The following is a 20,603-nucleotide window of genomic DNA, read 5'->3' as shown; positions in this document are numbered from 1 at the left end:
GCCGAATCAGACCGGATCTCAGGCCACCTGCATCTGGAGCCGCGCCCCGAACTCCCGCACCACCGGCTCGTCCCGGTACGGCTCCAACCGCTGCTGGAAGTCGTCCAGATACTCCGCGCCCCGGTTGGACCGCAGCGTGCCCAGCAGATCCACCGCCTGGGTCCCCACATGGCACGCCTGCTCCACCTCGCGCTGCTGCACATGCGCGGTGGCCAGCAGCAGCAGCCCGATCGCCCGCCGCCGCACCCGCCCCTCCGGATGCCCCTCCAGGGCCTCCTCGGCGCGCCGCCTGGCCTGCTCGGCCTGGCCCAGGTCACGGTGACAGTGGGCCAGCTCATCGGCGAGATAGGCATGGTCGAAGTGGCGGATCCAGTTGGGCTCGTCGCCCGTGACGGAGCCCGAACCGCTGCCCACCGCCCGCTCCATGGCGTCCAGCGCCCGCCCGGCCGCGGACTGGCAGGCCCGGGCGTCCCCCATCAGGGCGTGGCCGCGCGCCTCGGCCGCCAGGAACATCGATTCGGCACGCGGCGGCACCTGGCCCCGCGCGCCCTCCTGCGCGGCCTTCGCCAGCTGGGCGATCTCCCGGGGATTGCCCAGCTGAGCGGCGAGATGGCTCATGCTGGCGGCGAGCACATAGCCGCCGTAGCCCCGGTCCCCGGCGGCCTGGGCGAGCCGCAGCGCCTGGATGTAGTACCGCTGGGCGAGACCGGACTGACCGGTGTCGACCGCCATATAGCCCGCCAGCTCCGTCAACCGCGCGACGGCCGCGAACAGTTCGCGGCCGATCGCCTCGCTGTACGAGCCGGCCAGCAGCCCGGAGACCACACTGTTCAGATAGTGGACGACGACGGGGCGCACATGACCGCTGCCGTAGCGGTGGTCCAGGTCGACGAGCGCGTCCGTCGTGGCCCGCACCGCCGCGACGTCGGACCGCCCCACCCGGGCGCCCGCGGTGCGCGCCACCTGGGCGTCCGCACCGGTGATCAGCCAGTCGCGACTGGGCTCGACCAGCGCCGAGGCGGCGACCGTCGAGCCGCTGAGGAAGTCACGGCGCCCCACATCGCTGCGCCACAACTCGCAGACCTGCTCTATCGCGCCGAGGACGGTGGGCGAGAACTGCAGACCGACCCCGGAGGCGAGGTTCTTGCCGTTGGCCATGCCGATCTCGTCGATCGTGACCGTACGGCCGAGCTTGCGGCCGAGCGCCTCGGCGATGATGCCCGGCGCCCGGCCCCGTGGCTGCTGACCACGCAGCCAACGGGCCACCGACGTCTTGTCGTACCGCAGATCGAGACCGTGCTCGGCGCCGCACATATTGACCCTGCGCGCCAACCCGGCGTTGGAGCAGCCGGCTTCCTGGATGAGCGCCTGCAGCCGTTCGTTCGGCTGCCGCGCCACAAGCGGCCTAGCGGCCATGGCATTACCCCCAGTGACTGCTTGCGTTCTCGGCGTATTCGTCCCTGTTGCTGAGTGATGCCCCGCAGATATCGCAGGTATACGGCGAATGCGGAACTTGCCCGTATTGACCGCATAGACCGCATCGTTCGCGTACGGCGCCGATCCGAGTCCGGGACCGCCCTCCCCCTGACGCCGCGGCATGGCCGCCGGACACTCGCACGCCCGTCACGCATGGTGGCTACCCGCTTACGCAGCCGCAACCCCACACGCGCCCCCGCCCGTGCACCCATGCGCCCCGCCGTGCCGTCACCGCGCACCCCGGACCCCCGACGGCACCGCCCGTGCGGGGGCCCGGCCGTAACCCTCGTTGACGGCGGAAGTTGTCCTGTGCGTGGAAGAGACCATGGACGTGACAGGACCAACGCGGTTCCCCGCGGGAACCTCGCAGATCCCTCAGCAGCGCGGGGAGCGGCTGCGCGACGCGGCGGTGCGATACGCCGAGGAGCGGCATTGGGACGTGCTCTCCGGCGCCTGGCTCGAGGCCGTGGACGGAGTGGAGCGCTGCTCCTGCGGAACCGCCGACTGCCCGGCCCCCGGCGCCCATCCGACCGGCCGGGACTGGGTGAACCAGGCCACCGGCAGCGCGGTCGTGATCCGCCGCATGTGGGCCAGGACGCCGCGCGCCTCCATCCTGCTGCCCACCGGCCGCACCTTCGACGCGCTCGACGTCCCGGAGTCCGCGGGCTGTCTGGCGCTCGCCCGCATGGAGCGCCGCCAGGTCGAGTTGGGCCCGGTCACCTGCACCCCCGGACGCCGGATCCTCTTCTTCGTCCTCCCGGGCGCCGCCGCCAAGGTCCCCGACCTGGTGCGGAATCTGGGCTGGCCGCCGAACGCGATCGACCTGACCGCCCGCGGCGAGGGCGACTACGTGGTCGCGCCGCCGACCCGGGTGGGCGTGCGCGGCCCGATCCAGTGGGCCCGGCGGCCCACCGCCGCCAACCGCTGGCTGCCCGACGCGGAAGAGCTGGTGAGCGCCCTCGCCTACGCCTGCGGCCGCGAGCGCCGCTGACACTCCGGAGGACTCCCCGGGACGGCCCCTATCGTGGAGCGACGGCGGGGGCGTTATGACCGGCCCCCGCGTGATACGTCAGTGGGACACGTCCCACGGGAAAACGGGGTTAGCCGGTGCCGCAGGAGCAAGCAGCAGACAGCGCACAGCCACAGTCGTCCCGGGCCGCCGCCGTGCGGGTGAGCGGCCTGTGGAAGCGTTACGGGGAGCAGGTCGCGGTCGCCGGGATCGATCTGGAGCTGCCCGCCGGGCAGTTCATCGGACTCGTCGGGCCCAACGGCGCCGGTAAGACCACCACGCTCTCGATGATCACCGGCCTGCTGCGCCCCGACAAGGGGACCGTGGAAATCGGCGGCCATGACGTCTGGCGGGACCCGGTCGAGGTCAAGGCGCGGATCGGGGTGCTGCCCGAGGGGCTGCGGATGTTCGAGCGGCTCTCCGGCCGGGAGCTGCTCACCTACACCGGGCGGCTGCGCGGGCTGCCCGGCGCGGAGGTCGACCGGCGCGCCACCCAGCTGCTGGACGTCCTTGATCTCGCGGGCTCCCAGAGCAAGCTGGTCATCGACTACTCCACCGGTATGCGGAAGAAGATCGGACTGGCCGCCGCGCTGCTCCACAACCCGGAAGTCCTCTTCCTCGACGAGCCCTTCGAGGGCGTCGACCCGGTCTCCGCTCAGACCATCCGCGGCGTCCTGGAGCGCTACACCCGCTCCGGCGCGACCGTCGTCTTCTCCAGCCATGTCATGGAGCTGGTGGAGTCGCTGTGCGACTGGGTGGCGGTGATCGCGAGCGGGCGGATCCGGGCCCATGGCCCGCTGGCCGAGGTGCGGGGCGACGCGCCCTCACTGCAGGACGCCTTCCTGGAACTCGTCGGCGCCAACCGGCGCGAGGCGGGCCAGAGCCTCGACTGGCTGGGCGGCGGCGCCCGATGACGCTCACCGACCCGCTCGGCGCCGAGAACCCGCTCGGCACCGCGGCTCCCGCGCCGCCCGCCGTCCCCACCGGCTCCCCCACCCCCGTCTTCGTCTCCCTGAAGCTGGCGCTGCTGCGCAACGGGCTGCGCCAGTCCAGCGGCCGGCGGGCCGCGTACATCACCTCGCTGGTGATGGCCATGCTGTTCGCCGTGTTGCAGCTGCTCGGCCTGGTGCTGCTGCGCGGTACGAACCACGTCGACGCGCTGGTCACACTGCTGACGGCGGTACTCGCCCTCGGCTGGGCGGTGATGCCGCTGTTCTTCCCCGGCGGCGACGAGACCCTCGACCCGACCCGGCTGGTGATGCTGCCGCTGCGGCCGCGCTCGCTGATCACCGCACTGCTGGTGTCCTCGCTGATCGGCATCGGCCCGCTGTTCACCCTGACCCTGGTGGCCGGTTCGGCGATCGCCGTCGCGCACGGGGCGGCCGCCGCGGTGGCGGGCGTCGTGGCCGTGGTGCTGACGGTGCTGGTGTGCGTGGCGCTGGCCCGCGCCGTCGCCACGGCCAACACCCGCCTCCTCACCAGCCGTAAGGGCCGCGATATGGCGGTGCTCAGCGGTCTGTTCGTGGCGATCGGCGCGCAGTTCGTGAACCTCGGGGCCCAGCAGCTCGGCGGTAAGAACGGCCTGTCCGTACTGGAACCGGCGTCCGCGGTGCTGCGCTGGGTGCCGCCCGCGGCGGCGGTGGACGCCGTCCAGGGCGTGAGTGACGGCGCCTACGGGGTCGCCGCGGCCCAGTTCGCGCTCACCGTCGCGGCGTTGGCCCTGCTGATGTGGTGGTGGCGCGGCACCCTCACCCATCTGATGACCACGCCGGACGCCTCCACGATCCAGGCGGCGGCGCCGCGCGAGCGGCGGTCCTCCGGCGCGGCCGACACCCCGGACGCCTCGGGCCCGTTCGCCCGGCTGCTGCCCTCGGGCCGCACCGGCACGGTGCTGCTGCGCACGCTGCGCTATGCCGTACGGGACCCGAAGACCAAGTCGGCATGGGTCACCTCGCTGGGCGTCGGCCTGCTGCTCCCCTTCATCACCGCGGCCCAGGGCAACGGCTCGATCTACTGGGCCTGCTGGGCGTCGGGGATGCTCGGCATGCTGATGTACAACCAGTTCGGCCAGGACACCTCCGCCTTCTGGATGGTCGCCCAGACGATCTCCTCGCCCCGCGACGCCTATCTGGAGCTGCGGGGCCGTGCGCTGGCGCTGCTTTTGGTCGCGGTGCCGTACGTGGCGGTGGCGGTGCTCGGCTGTGCCGCCGTCCTGAAGAGCTGGTCGGCCGCCCCCGAGGCGCTCGGCATCGCCCTGGCGCTGCTCGGCTCGATGCTGGCGACCGGCGCCCTGACCTCGGTGCTGGCCCCGTACTCCATTCCGCAGGACAGCGGCTACAAGAACGTCGTCCCGGCGCAGGCGGGGATCGCCTGGATCAGCATCCTCGGCGGGATAATCGTGGGTTCCGTGCTCTGCGCGCCGGTGCTGGGCCTGACGATCTGGCTGCATGTCTCCGGGACGCACGGCCTGCTGTGGGTGGTTTTCCCGCTGGGCGCGGTGTACGGCGCGGCCATCGCGGAGACCGGCCTGCGGGTGGCGGCGCCACGGGTCGCGGCGCGGCTGCCCGAGATCCTGGCGGCGGTCAGCAAGGGGTGAGAGTGGCGACCCGGGCACGGGCACGGACGGCGGGGCCGGGGCGATTCCCCGGCCCCGCCGCGTGCCGTCGTACGAAGCCTGCGCGCCCGAGCGCCGCACGGCCAACTGCCGTTCGCCGGACTGCCGCGCGGGCAACTGCCGTTCGCCGGACTGCCGCGCGGGCAACTGCCGTTCGCCGGACTGCCGCGCGGGCAACTGCCGCGCGCCCGACTGCCGCGCCCAACTGCCGTAACGTTCCGGCTAGTCGAGGTACTTGCTGTACACCCAGCCTCTGGTTCCAGCATGAATTCCGGTCGTGGTCCGCTTGAGGATCTTTCCGTAGGACCAGCTGTTCTCAAAGCCCCGGGTGCGGCAGAAGTACCGAAAGGAATCCCCTCGGTAAAGCGTCCCTATAGCGCGGTACCGCTTTCCCGGTCCGGTGCGGAATCTGGCGCCACTGGTCGAGACCCTGAAATTGACATCCGGGGAATTGAACTGACACGCCGATGACCCCACCGCCGACGCCGATGGTGCCAGGGCGACGGAACCGCCCAGCATCAGCGCCGCTGAGAGCACGACCATCGAGGCTTTACGTTTGATCTTCACGCGACCACCCCCCATGATCAGATAATTCATTGCGCGCCAAGGAGCGTAGCACCCGTCAATCCGGAAGCTGAGGACCCGGTAAAACCCCGACGCCCCCTCGGCGAGTCGCCGATGGACCGGTGTGGCTGACAAGTTGAAAGCCGAAGGGAATTGTCAGCCGAGCGCCTCCGGGGTGAGCCCCGCTCCATCGGGATGGCCCGACAGCGCCAGCGTCAGCTCGAACTCGGCCAGCAGCGAGCGGATCACATGCTCCACCCCCGGCTGCCCGTCCAGCCCGAGCCCATAGGCGTACGGCCGCCCCAGCAGCACCGCGCGGGCCCCCAGCGCGAGCGCCTTGAACACATCGTCACCGGTGCGCACTCCGCTGTCGAAGAGCACCGCCAGCCGGTCGCCGACCGCCTCCACCACCCCCGGCAGCGCGTCGGCCGCTCCGATCGAGCCGCCCACCTGGCGGCCGCCGTGGTTGGACACGACGACGCCGTCCATCCCCGCGTCCGCCGCGTGACGGGCGTCATCGGGGTGCAGCACGCCCTTCAGCACGATCGGGCCGTCCCAGTGCTCGCGCAGGAACACCAAGTCGTCCCAGGTCTTCCCGGGGTCGCCGAACAGCTGCACAAAGTGCAGCACCGCGGCGTCCCGGTCCTCGTGGACCGGCTTGGCGAGCCCCGCCTGGAACGCCGGATCGGTGAAGTAGTTGGCGGTGCCCACACCGTGCAGGAACGGCAGATACGCCTGGTCGAGGTCGCGCGGCCGCCAGGCCAGCAGCGGGGTGTCGAGGGTGACCACCAGGGCCGTGAAACCACAGGACCTGGCCCGGCCCAGAAAGCTCCTGGTGACCTCGCGGTCCTTACCCCAGTAGAGCTGGAACCACCGCTCACCGTCGCCCATCGCCTCCGCCACCCGCTCCATGGGCGTACTGGACGCGGAGGAGAGGATGAACGGCACGCCCTGCGCGGCGGCTGCCCGCGCCGCCGCGCACTCGGCCTCCGGATGCATGATCGACAGCACGCCGATCGGCGCGAGCGCGAGCGGCGCGGGCAGCCGGGTGCCGAACAGCTCGACCGACAGATTCCGCCGCCGTACGTCACGGAGCATCCGGGGCACGATCCGATGCCGGTCCAGCGCCGCCCGGTTGGCCCGCTCGGTGCTGCCGCTGCCCGCGCTGCCCGCCACATAGCCCACCGGCCCCGGCCCCAGCCGCGCCTCGGCCAGTTCCTCGAGCCGGGTGAGATCGGCGGGAAGCCGGGGAACGGCGCCGGTCATCCCGTTCAGATAGATCTCGTACTGAAATGCCGCCCAGTCCTTGCCGGGTTCCGGCTCCGTGCTGTCGCCACCGATCATGTGCTTCCCTTCACCTGTCCATGACTGGTCAATTTCCCATTGCTGTAAGGGAGTAGAGGACTCGTAGGATCGACGAACCGTCGATCGCGTTCAAGGGATCACACCGGAACGCGATGAGGCCACGTTCCCGCATTGGAGTTCCACTTGCCGCTGACCAAGACAACGTGGCTGCGTGCCGGCGCGCTCGTTGCCGTACTGGCTCTCGCCCTGACCGCGTGCGGACCATTCGACGAAAAGGGCGATACATCCGAGAACGCACGCCACACTTCCCGCACGGGTGTCACCGATGGTCACCGAAGCGGTGCGCAGAAGGTCGGTATGCGATCGGAAGGTGAGTCGCCGCTCCAGCCGGGCGAGGCCGCTACGCGTGCCTTCAAGGAGGACACCGGGGTCGAGCCCACCTATCGGATCGCGGCACAGAAGGTCGACATCGGCACGGCGGCCGAGGCGAAGGCGCTGGTGTCGAACCCGGCGGACGCCGAGGGCAAGGTGCCCGTGGTGGCCTATGTGAAGTACACCCATCTGCGCGGGGCCACCGTGAAGGAGTATCCGCGGGTCGGGGACTACGCGGAGGTGTACGCGGACGGACGACGGGGAGCGAAGGTCACCGGCGGCGCCGCCGGACGGCCCAAGGGATGCGCGGACTCGGATGAGATCAAGAACTGGAGGAGCGGGCAGAGCCATCTGCTCTGCAACACCTTCCTGATTCCCGCACGGGCGAGGTCGGTCGAGGTCATGTGGACGGAGATCGGCGGCGAACCGTTCGTCTGGCAGTTCTGAACGGGACCTTCTGAACGGGACGTTCTGAACCGGGCGCCACATCACCGGGTTGGGCCCCGCAGGCCACTGTGCGGCTAGACGGGCAGGACCGAGGCCAGGAAGGGCTCCACGGCGCGGCGCCAGCCGTCCGGCTGGTCGTAGTGGACGAGATGGCCCGCGTCCACCACCTCCGCATACTGCCCCCGAGGCAGCACGCGGACCATCTCCTGCGCCTCCGCGCGGCCCAGCTCACCGTCCAGCCCGCGCACGACCAGGGTGGGGCACTCGACCTGCGCGAGCTCCTCCCAATGGGCGTCATGGACCCAGGTGTCACGGACCTTCAGCATCTGGCGGCAGGAGAACGCCGGGCGCCAGCCATCCGAGCGCTCGGCCATGACCTCGGCGAAGAAGTCGCCCCGGGGCGGATTCGGGCGCTCCAGCGTCGGATCGTCCTCACCGAACCACTTGCGCACATCGGCGAGGGTGGCGAACGGCACCGGCCAGGAGCGGAACCACTCGACCCACTCGCGCTGTGAGGCGACGCCGAGAGCCGAGGCCCGCATATCGCAGATGACCAGCGCCCGGACCAGATCGGGGCGGCGGGCGGCGAGCTGCCAGGCGGTGAGGGCGCCCATGGCATGGCCGATCAGGGTCACGGGGGCGAGGCCGAGCTGCTCCACGGCCGCCTCGGCGTCGTCCACATAGGTGGAGCGGCCGAACGGCCCCTCGGCCGGCTTCTGGCTGCGGCCATGGCCGCGCTGGTCGAGGGCGACCGCCCGATAGCGGGTGGAGAGCCAGCGGGCCGTCTCCGCCCAGTGGGCGGCCCGCCCCAGCAGCCCATGGAGCAACAGCACTCCGGGGCCCCGCGCTCCCTCGCGGCCAGCGCCTGCCTTGGGCGGATCGGTGAACTCCCAGGCGGCGAGCCGCACGCCGCCGGCCCCGCTCACTTCGATACGTCGCACCATGTGGTCTGGCACCTCCAACCCTCTCTCGAACACCCTCACAGTATCGAACTCATATTCGAACACGGGGCATTGCCGTCCAACACCCCTCGTTCGAGTGACCGTGCTCGGGGATTGATCGTCTGCGCCCTGGGGAGACAGCTAGCGGGAGGCGGACTGCTCGGGGAAGGGAGTCCGCGGGGGACGACCCTGGGAGCTCGGGGCTCCGGGTCACCAGGGCCCCGGGTCGCACCGGCCGCGTTCGCGCGGTCCGTGCGGCCCGGGGCCCAGCGGGGGGACATGGGGAAGCGGGGCCCCGGCACCTGACGGCACCGGGGCCCCCGCTCAAGAACACCCCCTCGGCGGCACAGCCCATCGGGCCCACCGGACCCCCTCCCCTGACGATCCGAGCGTCAGCGACAGCGTCGCACGCGTCGCCCCGGCCCGCTCGGTTTCTGTCGACTCCGGTATCGGGAAAATCCGTCGTCGCAGGTCGTGACGGCCGAATGACTTGAACCGGGTGTATCGGTCAGCGTGTCGAGGCGCGGGGGGCCGTGCGGAGGTGTGTTCGCGCGGTGTTGGGAAGCCGGATCAGCGCGGTATGGGAGGCGACGTCGGCGCGCCGTTGGGAGGCCAGGCGAGGCCAGCGCGCTCTTGGGAAACGAGGTCAGCGCGCCGTTGGAAGGCGAGGCCAGCACGCTCTTGGCAACAAACGAAGCCGGCACGTCGTTGGGAAGCGAGGCCGGCACGCTCTTGCGCTCTTGGGAAGCGAGGCCGGCACGCCGTTGGAAAGCGAGGCCAGGGAGGCGTCAGCGCTTGGCCACGAAGACATGCGAGGCGATCTCCGCCTCCAGCTCCGCCGCCTCGCCGCTGCTGCCGACCAGGACCCCGCCCGGCGACTCGGTGACGCTCACCACGGATCCCGGCTGCACCCCGGCCCGCCGCAGCGTGTACATCACCTGGGCGTCGGCCTGGATGGGCTCGCCGATGCGGCGCACCACCACCGTCTTGCCCTCCGAACCCGGCTCCAGCTCACGCAGGCTCACCATGGACTCGTCCAGGAACGGATCGGCCTCGGCCTTCTCGCCCAGCTCCTCCAGGCCCGGAATCGGGTTTCCGTACGGCGACTCGGTCGGATGGCGGAGCAGCTCCAGCACCCGCCGCTCCACCGCCTCGCTCATCACATGCTCCCAGCGGCACGCCTCGGCGTGGACCTGCTCCCATTCCAGCCCGATCACATCCACGAGCAGGCACTCCGCGAGCCGGTGCTTGCGCATCACGCGCGTGGCCAGCCGGCGGCCCTCCTCGGTCAGCTCCAGATGACGGTCGCCCGCGACCGTGACCAGCCCGTCGCGCTCCATCCGCGCCACCGTCTGGCTGACCGTCGGACCGCTCTGCTCGAGCCGCTCCGCGATCCGGGCGCGCATGGGGACCACGCCCTCCTCCTCGAGCTCGAGGATGGTGCGGAGATACATCTCCGTGGTGTCGATCAGTCCGGACATGCGTGCCCCTCGAAGTGTCGTGCGGTGGCCCTCAACCAATTCTGACGCATCCCACCGACAACGGGGCCGAGTCGGCCCCTTCCGCCGCAAGGGGCCGGGCTGCTATTCACAGCGTCATGATCGAAACCCCCACAGGGAAGGCGACGCGTTGATGAGCGAGTCCAAACCGGCCGGGCAATTCTTCGACGCGGCCATCGGCCTGCTGCGGCAGGTGCGGGACGAGGAGGGCGAGCATATCGCCGCGGCGGGCACCCTGATCGCCGATACGGTCGCCGCGGGCGGACGCCTCTTCACGTTCGGCGCCGGGCACTCCTCCCTGCCCGCTCAGGACGTCGTCTACCGCGCGGGCGGGCTCGCGCTGATGAACCTGTTGCCGGTACCGGGTGCGGTGGGCGTGGACGTCGTCCCCGCCACCCTGGGCAGCGCGCTCGAACGCATCGACGGGCTCGCCACCACCGTCCTCGACAGCAGCCCGCTCCAGGCCGGGGACCTGCTGATCGTGATCTCGCTGTCCGGGCGCAACGCCCTGCCCGTGGAGATGGCCATCAGCGCGCGGGAACGCGGCGTCAAGGTCATCGGGGTGACCTCGGTCGGCTACGCGACCGGCACGACCTCGCGCAACCCTTCCGGTGGCTTCCTCAAGGACCACTGCGACCTGGTCGTCGACAACAAGATCGCGGTCGGGGACGCGGAGCTCACGGCGGACGGCGTGGGCGCGCCCTTCGCGCCCGCGTCCACCGTCGTGACGAGCGCGATCATGCAGTCCATGGTGGCGGCCGGGATCGGGGAACTGGCCGAGCGCGGGATCGAGCCGCCCATGCTGAGGTCGGGGAACGTGGACGGCGGGCACGAGTGGAACCGTAAGGTGATGACCGAATACGGGGACCGGATCTTCTACCGGCGGTGACGGTCCGCCCTCGGTGATCCACTGCCCGGCGCCCCCCGTGGTCGCCGGGCGCGCGCCGGTCCCAGGTGCGGCGCCGGCACCGCCCAGCACGGCGTCAGCACCGCCCTGCACAGCGCCGGCACCGCTCCAGCACGGCGTCAGCACCCGCGTACGGCCAGGTCCACCGAGGCCGCGACCCGGGCCGCGACGTCCTCCGCGTACGTCGCGTCCGTCCGGTCGAAGGCCCGGCGGCTGGAGGTGCGCAGGAAGGTGACCACGCCGAGGGTGCGGCCGCGGCTGCGCAGCACCGCGCAGAGGCCGTGCACCGCGCCCCCCGGCCATTTGCGTGCCGCCGCCCACCGGGCCGTCCCCGACTCGTCCGAGCGTCTCGCGCTCGCCCGTACCGACCCGCAGCGCTCGACCGCCTGGAGCGCCGGATGGCCCTCCGGGTAGGCCAGCGGGATACCGCCCGGGACGACGGGCGGGCAGGGGCCGGGGGCGTCGGTGGGCGTGGCCGCCGCCCGGACCAGCCGGATCCGGTCGGCCGGGGCGCCCGGCGGCGAGTCCAGGACCAGGTCGATCAGGGCGTGGTCGGCGAAGCCCGCCAGCGCGAAGTCCAGGTGGACCGAGGCGGCCTCCATCGGATCCTCGCATTCGGCCGCCGCCCGCGCCGACCGGTGCAGCTGGTTGCCCCGGAAGCGCATCCGGGCACTCTCCTGCTCCTGGCCCTTCACCTCCGTCACGTCCTGGAAGATCCAGGCCGCTCCGAGCGGCGCCGGTTCCTCGGTGAGCGGTGAGGCCAGCCGGAGGAAGCCGCTGCGCCAGCAGCGGCGCCGCGCCGCCGCCCCGGCCTCGCCCCGGTCGCCGCCCTCGCCGCGCACCGCCTCGTCGTCGTCGAGCAGTTCGTAGCGCACGCCCTCCGCGCCTTCGAGGCCGTCCGCCACGTCGGCGTCGGCGTCCCGCAGCGTCACCCACAGCTCGGTGGGCGCCGGGGGCGCGCCCTCCGCCAGGACGTGCTGGAGCGCGGCCTCCGCCTCCCCCACGCCCTGGTCCAGGAAGTCCCCCAGCGGCCGTCCGGGCGCGGCCTTACGGGCGGTGCGCAGCGCGCCCGCCGCGTTGGCGTTGACGACGGCCACCCGCAGATCCGCGTCGACCAGGATCACGTTCCACGACGCGTCGTCCAGCAGCGCCTCGCTCAGCGCGATCGACCGCTCCAGGTCGACCTGGGCGTGCACCTCGCTGAAGGCGCAGTACACCCCGGCCGGGCGGCCGTCCGCGCCCGGCACCCCCGAGGACTGCGTACGGACCAGGACCCGGCCGCCGTCCTTGGTCAGCAGCGCGAACTCGTGCACCCTGCGCCCCGTGGCGCCCATGGCCTCCGTAAGGCGCGCCTCGACGTCCCGGGCGTCCCCCGGGCGGGCCGCCCAGCCGCCCAGCCCCTTGCGGCCGACCGCCTCCGCCGCCGTCCAGCCGAGGATGCGCTCGGCCTCGTGGTTCCAGTGGGTCACCGTGCCGTCGGCGTCGAACGCGCACAGGGCGGCGTCCATCCCGTCGAGCAGCGCGGCGAGCAGTTCGGAGTCGGGCCGCTCGGGGCCGTCCGGACAGTCGGGGTGGCCGGACGCCGACGGAGCCGCGCCCGGCTGTCCCGGGACCCCCCGCGAGGACCGGGCGGAACGCGCTGGACGTGCGGGTTCGGAACGTTGTGAAGCGCTCACCTGACACCCCTTGCTGGACGTGGCTGTCTGTGGTGGGGCACGTCGGACATTGAACTCGAACGTGACACGCGCCACACCGCATTCGTCGAAATCGTTGCCACACGGAAATTCGCTTGTGTGTGGCAGGAGGGGGTTCTTAGTGTGTCGGTACACGAGAAGGGAGGTGGTTCGGCAGATGTATGAAATCCGGACGCGTGAGGTGACTGCGGGCTAGCAGTCCGTCGTCGCGCTCAGCGCATTCGCCGGACTGGCGCACCAGAGGTGCGCAGCCGGCCAATCCCAAGCAGTCACCCGACCCGCGGGTCGCCGGTACGTCCGACCGGCCCCCTTCCGCCTCAGGGCGTCAGGGGACAGACCCGCGGGTTGTCCGCGTTCTCAGGGCGTTCTCGGGCGGGTTCTACGGGTACAGCCGCTCCACGCGCCAGCCGCCCTCCTTCTCGGGCAGCCGGACATACCGCAGCCGGTCGTGCAGCCGGTTCTCCCGGCCCTGCCAGAACTCCACCGCCTCCGGCACCACCCGGAACCCGCCCCACTCCGGCGGCACCGGCACCTGCTCGCCCGGCGGATAGCGGTCCGCCAGTTCCTCGTACGAGCGGTCCAGCTCCTCCCGCGAGCCCACCACCGTGGACTGCGAGCTCGCCCACGCCCCCAGTTGCGACCCGTGCGGCCGGGTGCGGAAGTACGCCGCCGTCTCGTCACGGCCGGTGCGCCGCGCGGTGCCCGTCACGATCACCTGCCGGGCGATGGGGTGCCAGGGGAAGAGCAGGGCGACATGCGGGTTCTCGCCCAGCTCACGGCCCTTGCGGGAGCCGTAGTTGGTATAGAAGACGAAGCCTCGCTCGTCGAAGCTCTTCATCAGGACCGTGCGGGAGCTGGGGCGGCCCCGCGCGTCGGCCGTCGAGACGACCATGGCGTTCGGCTCGAACAGTCCGCTGCCGACGGCGTCCTCGAACCACCGGGTGAACTGCCGGAACGGATCACCCGCCAGGTCCGCCTCGTCGAAACCGGCCGCGCGGTAGTGCTCGCGCATGGCGGCCGGGTCGTACGTACGCGCGGAGGAAGCCGAGGGCTCCGAGTCAACGTGAGGCACGGGCATATCTTGCAACATCATCGGTCCGTCGGACGGGCAGCCCCGGAAGAGCGCTCTCCTCCCCCGTCCCCGCATCCCGTAACCCTCCCGCGTTCCGGAGGGCATGTGCCACTTCTCACGCTTCCCCATGGGCAGGGCACGCAGCAGACTGAGCGGACCACGCGCCGCCCGTTCGGCGCCTGGGCAGGCACCACCCCCCGTGTCACGGAGGTCACTCCCCGCCGCGGTTGGGTGACCAACACCCGCACGGGGCACATCACGGAGTGACCGGTACGGACCGCGAGCCGTGTCAGGCGGCCGCGTAGCCGTTCCGGCACCGTCCGTCGCCGACCGTCGTCCGCAGCATGAGGAGCCGCCTGATGTCCGACTTCGTACCCGGACTCGAAGGAGTCGTCGCGTTCGAGACGGAGATCGCCGAACCCGACAAGGAAGGCGGCGCGCTCCGCTACCGAGGCGTGGACATCGAGGATCTGGTGGGCCATGTCTCCTTCGGGAACGTCTGGGGTCTCCTGGTCGACGGCGCCTTCAACCCGGGGCTGCCGGCCGCCGAGCCGTTCCCCATCCCGGTCCACTCCGGGGACGTCCGGGTCGATGTGCAGTCCGCGCTGGCCATGCTCGCGCCCGTCTGGGGCCTCAAACCGCTGCTGGACATCGACGAGGAGCAGGCCCGTGAGGACCTGGCGCGCGCGGCCGTGATGGCCCTGTCCTACGTGGCCCAGTCGGCCCGTGGCCAGGCGAAGCCGATGGTGCCGCAGCGGGAGATCGACAAGGCCGGAACCATCGTGGAGCGCTTCATGCGGCGCTGGCGCGGTGAGCCGGACCCCAAGCATGTGGCCGCCGTCGACGCGTACTGGACCTCGGCGGCCGAGCACGGCATGAACGCCTCCACCTTCACCGCCCGCGTCATCGCCTCCACCGGCGCCGATGTGGCCGCCGCGCTCTCCGGCGCGGTGGGCGCCATGTCGGGGCCGCTGCACGGCGGCGCGCCCTCCCGGGTGCTCGGCATGATCGAGGAGATCGAGCGCACCGGGGACGCCACCCGCTACGTGAAGCAGGCCCTGGACCGGGGTGAGCGGCTGATGGGCTTCGGCCACCGGGTCTACCGCGCCGAGGACCCGCGGGCGCGGGTACTGCGGCGCACCGCCAAGGAGCTGGGCGCACCCCGCTTCGAGGTCGCCGAGGCGCTGGAGCGGGCCGCCCTGGACGAGCTGCACAACCGCAGGCCGGACCGGGTGCTGGCGACGAACGTGGAGTTCTGGGCGGCCATCGTGCTGGACTTCGCCGAGGTCCCGGCCCCCATGTTCACCTCGATGTTCACCTGCGCCCGTACGGCGGGCTGGAGCGCGCACATCCTGGAGCAGAAGCGGACCAGCCGTCTGGTGCGGCCGTCGGCCCGGTACATCGGCCCCGGCGCGCGCAGCCCGCACGAGGTCGACGGCTACGGGGACACCGCCTCGCGGTAGGTCAGCTCGCCGTGGGTGTCAGCTCGCGGTAGGTCGGGAGGCGGCCGGGGCGGGGCGGTCGTTGGCAGTGCGGTCGCTGGCGGGGCGGTCGTGGGCGGGGTGATCGCCGGCCGGGGGGTCGCCAACCAGGTGGTCGCCAGCCGGGTGGTCGCCAACCGAGTGGTCGTCCGGGTCCTTCGGGGACAGGATCCCCTCCAGGATCCGCGACCACTGGGCCACCACCCGCTCCCGGCGGTGGCCGTCGTCCGTCAGCAGATTGGCCAGGCCGAGGCCCCGCCCCATGTCGAGCAGGCCCTGGACGGCCTCCCGGACGCCCGGCACCGACTCGTCGGCACCCAGCAGCTCCACCGCCATCCGATGCGTCTCCCGGCCGATCTTCGCCTCCAGGGCGGTCACCCGGGCGCCCAGCTGCTCCTCGTACGAGGCCGCCACCCACAGCTGGAGCGCGGCCCGGAAGAGCGGGCCGGTGTAGAGGGTGACCAGCGCCTCGACCACCGCGGGGACGCGGCCCTCCCCGTGCGGCGCGGGGAGGGCGCGCAGCTCCGCCGAGCGCTCCTCGGCGACATGCTCGACGGCGGCCGTGAAGAGATCCTCGCGGGTCGGGAAGTGGTGCTGGGCCGCGCCCCGCGACACCCCGGCCCGCTCGGCGACCACCGCGACCGTGGAACCGGCCCAGCCGCGCTCGGCGAGGCAGGCCACGGCGGCCTCCAGCAGCCGCCTGCGGGTGGCGCGGCTGCGGTCCTGCTTGGGGTCGCGCAATGCCGTACGGGGGGTCATCGGGACGCCCCGGCGGAGCCCGTGGCCCCCGTGTCCCCCGCAGCCGGTATCGCCGCCGCCCCCGCGGCCGGTATCGCCCCCGTATCCGCCGCCACCTCCGCGTCGGCCGCCGTCTGCCGTACCCACGCCGGGTCGCGCCGCTCCAGGAACGACCGCATGCCCTCACGCGCCTCCTCGGAGGCGAAGAGGCGGGCCGACAGCGCGGCCAGCGCCTCGCCGTCCCGGTCGAAGGCGCGCAGCACATCGGCGGTCACCAGCCGCTTGGACTCGGCCAGGCCCTGCGGGGATCCCCGGCGCAGCCCGTCGAGGACGGGCGCCAGCTCCTCGTCCGCGTCCCCCTCCGGGTCCGCGAGCGTCACCAGCCCGATCCGGGCCGCCTCGGCGGCGTCGAACCGTTCGCCCGTGAGGTAGTAGCGGGCCGCCGCGCGCCGGTCCAGCCGGGGCAGCAGCGGCATCGAGATGACGGCCGGGGCGAGGCCGAGCCGGGCCTCGGTGAAGGCGAAGCTGGCGCCGCGCCCGGCCGCCGAGATGTCGCAGGCCCCGAGCAGCCCGAGCCCGCCGGCCCGTACGTGCCCGGTGACGCGGGCGACCACCGGCTTGGGCAGCTCCACGATCGACCGCAACAGATCCACAAGACCGGACGCCCCGGACGCCGAGGGCGGTTCGCTCAGGTCCGCGCCCGCGCAGAAGGTCGTGCCGGTGTGGGTGAGCAGCACCGCCCGCACCCGCTCGTCCCGCCCGGCTGCCGCCAGCGCCGCGCGCAACTCGGCGACCAGGCGCGAGGAGAGGGCGTTGCGGTTGTGCGGCGAGTCCAGGGTGAGGGTGGTGATCCCGCGCGCGAAGGCGGCCAGTACGAGCGGCTTTTGCGCGTCGGCCGTAAGGCCGTCGGTCGTGGAGCCGTCGGCCGTAAGGCCGTCGGTCAGTGGGCGGTCGGCCGTGGGGCCGGTCGTGGGGCCGTCGGTCATGGGGCGGTCGAACTCCTTTCCCTGGCGCGCGGTTCACGCCTGAGGATCTTGCCGGTGGCCGAGCGGTAGGGCTCACGACACGCCCGGTCCAGATCCATCAGAGTCTGCTGAAGCACATGTATCTGCGACCGGACGACACAGCGAATCCTCCCTCCCAGCCCCATCACGCTAGCCCGCGCCACCGACAACGCCTGCCAGCCCCCACGCCGCTCCGTACGACTCAGTACGGCTCAGTACGACTTGGGCAGGCCCAGGGTCTGGTGGGAGACATAGTTGAGGATCATCTCCCGGCTGACGGGGGCGATCCGGGCCACCCGGGCGGCCGTGATCAGCCGAGCCAGCCCGTACTCGGCGGTCAGGCCGTTGCCGCCGAGGGTGTGAACGGCCTGGTCCACCGCCTTCACCGCGGCCTCCCCGGCCGCGTACTTGGCCATGTTGGCGGCCTCGCCCGCGCCCGCGTCGTCACCCTCGTCGTACAGGTATGCCGCCTTCGCCATCATCAGCCGGGCCAGCTCCAGCTCGATATGGGCCTGGGCGAGGGGGTGGGCGATCGCCTGGTGGGCGCCTATGGGCTCCTTCCACACCTGTCGGGTACGGGCGTAGTCCACGGCCTTGTCGAGTGCGTAGCGGCCCATGCCCAGCGCGAACGCCGCCGTCATGATGCGCTCCGGATTGAGCCCGGCGAACAGCTGGAGCAGCCCGGCGTCCTCGTCGCCCACCAGCGCGTCGGCGGGCAGCGCCACGTCGTCCAGCACCAGCTCGAACTGCTTCTCCGCGGCGGCCAGCTCCATCGGGATGTGGTGGTGGGAGAAGCCATGGGTCTCGCGCGGGACGATGAACAGGCAGGGCTTGAGCTTCCCGGTCCTGGCGTCCTCCGTGCGGCCGACGATAAGGACCGCGTCGGCGTTGTCCACACCGGTGATGAAGACCTTACGGCCGTTGAGTATCCAGCCGCCGCTCCCGTCCCGGCGGGCGGTGGTGGTGATGCGGTGCGAGTTGGATCCGGCGTCGGGCTCGGTGATGCCGAAGGCCATGGTGATGCTCCCGTCGGCCAGACCGGGCAGCCAGCGCTCCTTCTGCCCGGCGGTGCCGAACCGGGCGATGACGGTGCCGCAGATGGCGGGCGAGACGACGAGCATGAGCAGCGGGCAGCCCGCCGCGCCCAGCTCCTCCAGGACGATGGACAGCTCGGTGATCCCACCGCCCCCGCCGCCGTACTCCTCGGGGAGGTTGACGCCGAGGTAGCCCAGCTTTCCTGCCTCGGCCCACAGTTCGGCGGCCCCGTCGCCCTCCTGGGGGCCGCCCGGGGCGTGCCCCTTGGCGAAGGACGACACCGCGGCGCGGAGCGCCACGCGCTCCGGGGTGTCCACGGGCGTGTGCGGGCTGGTCATGGACGGCTCCTCCCACGTACGTGCGTTGTGCGGGCCACGTGCGCTGTGCTGTACGGGCCCCTTGCGATGCGTTGCGCGGTCCAGCTGTGATGCGTTGCGCCGCGGACCGTTACGGTCCCGCGCGGCCCGGTCACTCCACCGCCGCCACGACGGCGAGCAGGGCTCCGACCTCGACCTGGCGGCCGGGGGCCGCGTGCAGGGCGGTGAGCACCCCGGCGGCGGGCGCGGTCACGCGGTGCTCCATCTTCATGGCCTCCAGCCACAGCAGGGGCTGTCCGGCCTCGACCCGGTCCCCGACCGCCACCTCGGCGACCCGCACCACCGTGCCCGGCATGGGCGCCAGCAGCGAGCCGGGCTCGGTGCGGGCGGTGGGGTCGGGGAAGCGGGGCAGCGCGGTGAACACATGGCTGCCCTGGGGCGTGTCGACATAGCGGCGGTCCCCATAGGCCGTCACCTCGAACGTCCGCCGGACCCCGGCCACATCGAGGACGACCCGCGCCGGATCGACGGCCCGCGCCGGATCGGCATCCCGCCCCGGCCCGGCATCCCGCCCCGGTCCGGCGGTCAGCAGCCGGACGTCGGGGAAGCCCTCCGCGCGCAGCCCGTCACGGGTGAGGCGGTAGCGCACCTCGTGCTCGGTGCCGCCCGGTTCGGCGCGGTAGCTCCTCAGCTGCGGCTGGGAGGGCACATTGCGCCAGCCGCCCAGCCGCCCCGCCACGGTCGCCGGGCGCCGCGCCGCGTCGGCCAGAGCAGCGGCGAGGGCGGCGAGCGGAGCCGCCTCATCGTTCTCGGAGGCTTCAGCGGTCAGCTCGGGCAGATGGCGTTCGAGGAACCCGGTGTCCATACGGCCCGCCTCGAACTCAGGGTGGCGCAGCGCCCGTACGAGCAGTTCCCGGTTGGTCACCGGGCCGTGGATCCGGGCCCGCTCCAGCCCGTGGGCCAGCCGCCGCACCGCCTCGGCCCGGGTGGGGCCCACGGCGATGACCTTGGCCAGCATCGGGTCGTAGTGGACGCCGATCGCGTCCCCGCCGTCCGGCCCGGAGTCCACCCGCAGCCCGGGGATCTCCAGCCGGTGCAGGATCCCCGTCTGCGGCCGCCAGTCGCGCGCCGGGTCCTCGGCGTACAGCCGCGCCTCGACGGCGTGCCCCCGGGCCGCCGGAGGCTCGGCGTCGAGCCGCTCCCCCTCCGCGATCCGCAGCTGGAGCGCCACCAGGTCGAGACCGTGGATCTCCTCGGTGACCGGGTGCTCGACCTGGAGGCGGGTGTTCATCTCCAGGAAGTACGCCCGCCCCGAGGGCGAGACCAGGAACTCCACCGTGCCCGCACCCTCGTAGCCGATCGCACGCGCCGCGTTCGCCGCCGACTCGGCCAGGATGCGCCGCAGTTCCTCGTCCAGTCCGGGGGCCGGGGCCTCCTCGATGACCTTCTGGTGGCGGCGCTGGAGGGAACAGTCGCGGGTGCCGAGGGTCCATACGGTGCCGTGGGTGTCGGCGAGTACCTGGACCTCGACATGGCGGGCGCCCTCCATATAGGGCTCCACGAAGATCTCGCCGTCGCCGAAGGCGGAGGCCGCCTCGGCGCGGGCGGAGTCGAGTTCGGCGGGGAGCGCGGCCAGCTCGCGCACCACCCGCATGCCCCGGCCGCCGCCACCCGCCGCCGCCTTGACGAGCACAGGCAGATCGCCGGGGGCGACCTCCGCCGGGTCGAGCGGATCGAGCAGCGGCACACCCGCCTTGCGCATGATCTCCTTGGCCCGGGTCTTGGAGGCCATGGCCTCCATCGCCTCGGGCGGCGGCCCCACCCACACCAGCCCCGCGGCCCTTACGGCGCGCGCGAAGTCGGCGTGCTCCGAGAGGAAGCCATAGCCGGGGTGGACGGCGTCGGCCCCGGCGGCCCGGGCGGCCTTCACCAGGAGATCGCCACGCAGATAGGTGTCGGCCGGGGCGTCGCCCGGCAGCCTTACGGCGGCGTCGGCCTCGCGCGCGTGGGGCGCGTCGGTGTCCGCGTCGGAGTGCACCGCGACGGTGGCGATACCGAGGTCACGGCAGGTGCGGACGATTCGCCGCGCTATCTCGGCGCGGTTGGCGACCAGGAGGGAACGGATCAC

Annotated in this window: 16 protein-coding genes and 1 pseudogene; 6 read left to right on the top strand and 11 right to left on the bottom strand. The window is 72.5% G+C overall.

The window, feature by feature from the left end:
* Positions 1–18 precede the first annotated feature (18 nt).
* Positions 19–1,416 carry a transcriptional regulator gene (locus ACMTAK_RS28920; RefSeq protein WP_413808886.1) on the bottom strand — a complete coding sequence of 466 codons (1,398 nt, stop codon included), beginning with the start codon at positions 1,414–1,416 and terminating at the stop codon, positions 19–21.
* A gap of 385 nt (positions 1,417–1,801) precedes the next feature.
* On the opposite strand from ACMTAK_RS28920, the gene ACMTAK_RS28915 reads away from it, so the two are divergent.
* From ACMTAK_RS28915 to ACMTAK_RS28905, 3 genes are all read left to right on the top strand, one after another.
* Positions 1,802–2,467, top strand: a complete 666-nt coding sequence (locus ACMTAK_RS28915; RefSeq protein WP_413808885.1) for a bifunctional DNA primase/polymerase — start codon at positions 1,802–1,804, stop codon at positions 2,465–2,467.
* 116 nt (positions 2,468–2,583) lie between these two features.
* Positions 2,584–3,399, top strand: a complete 816-nt coding sequence (locus ACMTAK_RS28910; protein ID WP_413808884.1) for an ABC transporter ATP-binding protein — start codon at positions 2,584–2,586, stop codon at positions 3,397–3,399.
* Positions 3,396–5,081, top strand: coding sequence for a transporter (locus ACMTAK_RS28905; protein WP_413808883.1), 1,686 nt, complete (start codon positions 3,396–3,398; stop codon positions 5,079–5,081). The genes ACMTAK_RS28910 and ACMTAK_RS28905 overlap by 4 nt, the downstream gene beginning before the upstream one ends.
* 240 nt (positions 5,082–5,321) lie before the next feature.
* Here ACMTAK_RS28905 and ACMTAK_RS28900 read toward each other — a convergent pair whose 3' ends face one another.
* Together ACMTAK_RS28900 and ACMTAK_RS28895 are read right to left on the bottom strand one after the other, a co-directional pair.
* Positions 5,322–5,696, bottom strand: coding sequence for an SH3 domain-containing protein (locus ACMTAK_RS28900; RefSeq protein ID WP_413808882.1), 375 nt, complete (start codon positions 5,694–5,696; stop codon positions 5,322–5,324).
* Positions 5,697–5,819: 123 nt separating this feature from the next.
* Entirely contained in the window at positions 5,820–7,007 is a 1,188-nt protein-coding gene (locus ACMTAK_RS28895) for a lactate 2-monooxygenase (protein WP_413808881.1), read from the bottom strand.
* A gap of 318 nt (positions 7,008–7,325) precedes the next feature.
* Between ACMTAK_RS28895 and ACMTAK_RS28890 the strand changes: the two genes are divergently transcribed.
* Entirely contained in the window at positions 7,326–7,787 is a 462-nt protein-coding gene (locus ACMTAK_RS28890) for a hypothetical protein (RefSeq protein ID WP_413808880.1), read from the top strand.
* A 74-nt stretch (positions 7,788–7,861) separates the two neighbouring features.
* On the opposite strand, the gene ACMTAK_RS28885 is transcribed toward ACMTAK_RS28890, so the two are convergent.
* Together ACMTAK_RS28885 and ACMTAK_RS28880 are read right to left on the bottom strand one after the other, a co-directional pair.
* Positions 7,862–8,731, bottom strand: coding sequence for an alpha/beta fold hydrolase (locus ACMTAK_RS28885; protein WP_413808879.1), 870 nt, complete (start codon positions 8,729–8,731; stop codon positions 7,862–7,864).
* Positions 8,732–9,516: 785 nt separating this feature from the next.
* Positions 9,517–10,209 carry a metal-dependent transcriptional regulator gene (locus ACMTAK_RS28880; RefSeq protein ID WP_020870546.1) on the bottom strand — a complete coding sequence of 231 codons (693 nt, stop codon included), beginning with the start codon at positions 10,207–10,209 and terminating at the stop codon, positions 9,517–9,519.
* A 151-nt stretch (positions 10,210–10,360) separates the two neighbouring features.
* Here ACMTAK_RS28880 and ACMTAK_RS28875 point away from each other — a divergent pair, with 151 nt between their 5' ends.
* Positions 10,361–11,116 carry an SIS domain-containing protein gene (locus ACMTAK_RS28875; RefSeq protein ID WP_413808878.1) on the top strand — a complete coding sequence of 252 codons (756 nt, stop codon included), beginning with the start codon at positions 10,361–10,363 and terminating at the stop codon, positions 11,114–11,116.
* A 137-nt stretch (positions 11,117–11,253) separates the two neighbouring features.
* Here ACMTAK_RS28875 and ACMTAK_RS28870 read toward each other — a convergent pair whose 3' ends face one another.
* Together ACMTAK_RS28870 and pdxH are read right to left on the bottom strand one after the other, a co-directional pair.
* Positions 11,254–12,810, bottom strand: a complete 1,557-nt coding sequence (locus ACMTAK_RS28870; RefSeq protein WP_413808877.1) for a PAS domain-containing protein — start codon at positions 12,808–12,810, stop codon at positions 11,254–11,256.
* A 397-nt stretch (positions 12,811–13,207) separates the two neighbouring features.
* Entirely contained in the window at positions 13,208–13,906 is a 699-nt protein-coding gene (pdxH, locus tag ACMTAK_RS28865; RefSeq protein WP_413808876.1) for a pyridoxamine 5'-phosphate oxidase, read from the bottom strand.
* A 353-nt stretch (positions 13,907–14,259) separates the two neighbouring features.
* On the opposite strand from pdxH, the gene ACMTAK_RS28860 reads away from it, so the two are divergent.
* Positions 14,260–15,363, top strand: a complete 1,104-nt coding sequence (locus ACMTAK_RS28860) for a citrate synthase 2 (RefSeq protein WP_413808875.1) — start codon at positions 14,260–14,262, stop codon at positions 15,361–15,363.
* Between the two features lie 183 nt (positions 15,364–15,546).
* Here the strand turns inward: ACMTAK_RS28860 and ACMTAK_RS28855 are convergent.
* The 4 genes and pseudogenes from ACMTAK_RS28855 to ACMTAK_RS28840 form a co-directional block, all read right to left on the bottom strand.
* Positions 15,547–16,140, bottom strand: a pseudogene (locus tag ACMTAK_RS28855) (TetR/AcrR family transcriptional regulator); the annotation flags it as partial.
* Positions 16,137–17,105, bottom strand: a complete 969-nt coding sequence (locus tag ACMTAK_RS28850; protein ID WP_413808874.1) for an enoyl-CoA hydratase family protein — start codon at positions 17,103–17,105, stop codon at positions 16,137–16,139. The pseudogene ACMTAK_RS28855 and the gene ACMTAK_RS28850, both read right to left, overlap by 4 nt.
* 230 nt (positions 17,106–17,335) lie before the next feature.
* Entirely contained in the window at positions 17,336–18,496 is a 1,161-nt protein-coding gene (locus ACMTAK_RS28845) for an acyl-CoA dehydrogenase family protein (protein ID WP_413808873.1), read from the bottom strand.
* Between the two features lie 130 nt (positions 18,497–18,626).
* A complete protein-coding gene (locus ACMTAK_RS28840; protein WP_413808872.1) occupies positions 18,627–20,603 on the bottom strand; it encodes an acetyl/propionyl/methylcrotonyl-CoA carboxylase subunit alpha in 1,977 nt (658 codons plus the stop codon).

Source organism: Streptomyces lacaronensis (assembly GCF_047337785.1).
GTDB lineage: Bacteria > Actinomycetota > Actinomycetes > Streptomycetales > Streptomycetaceae > Streptomyces > Streptomyces lycopersici.
The sequence above is the reverse complement of the archived record's forward strand: the minus strand, read 5'-3'. Positions and strand labels throughout refer to the sequence as shown.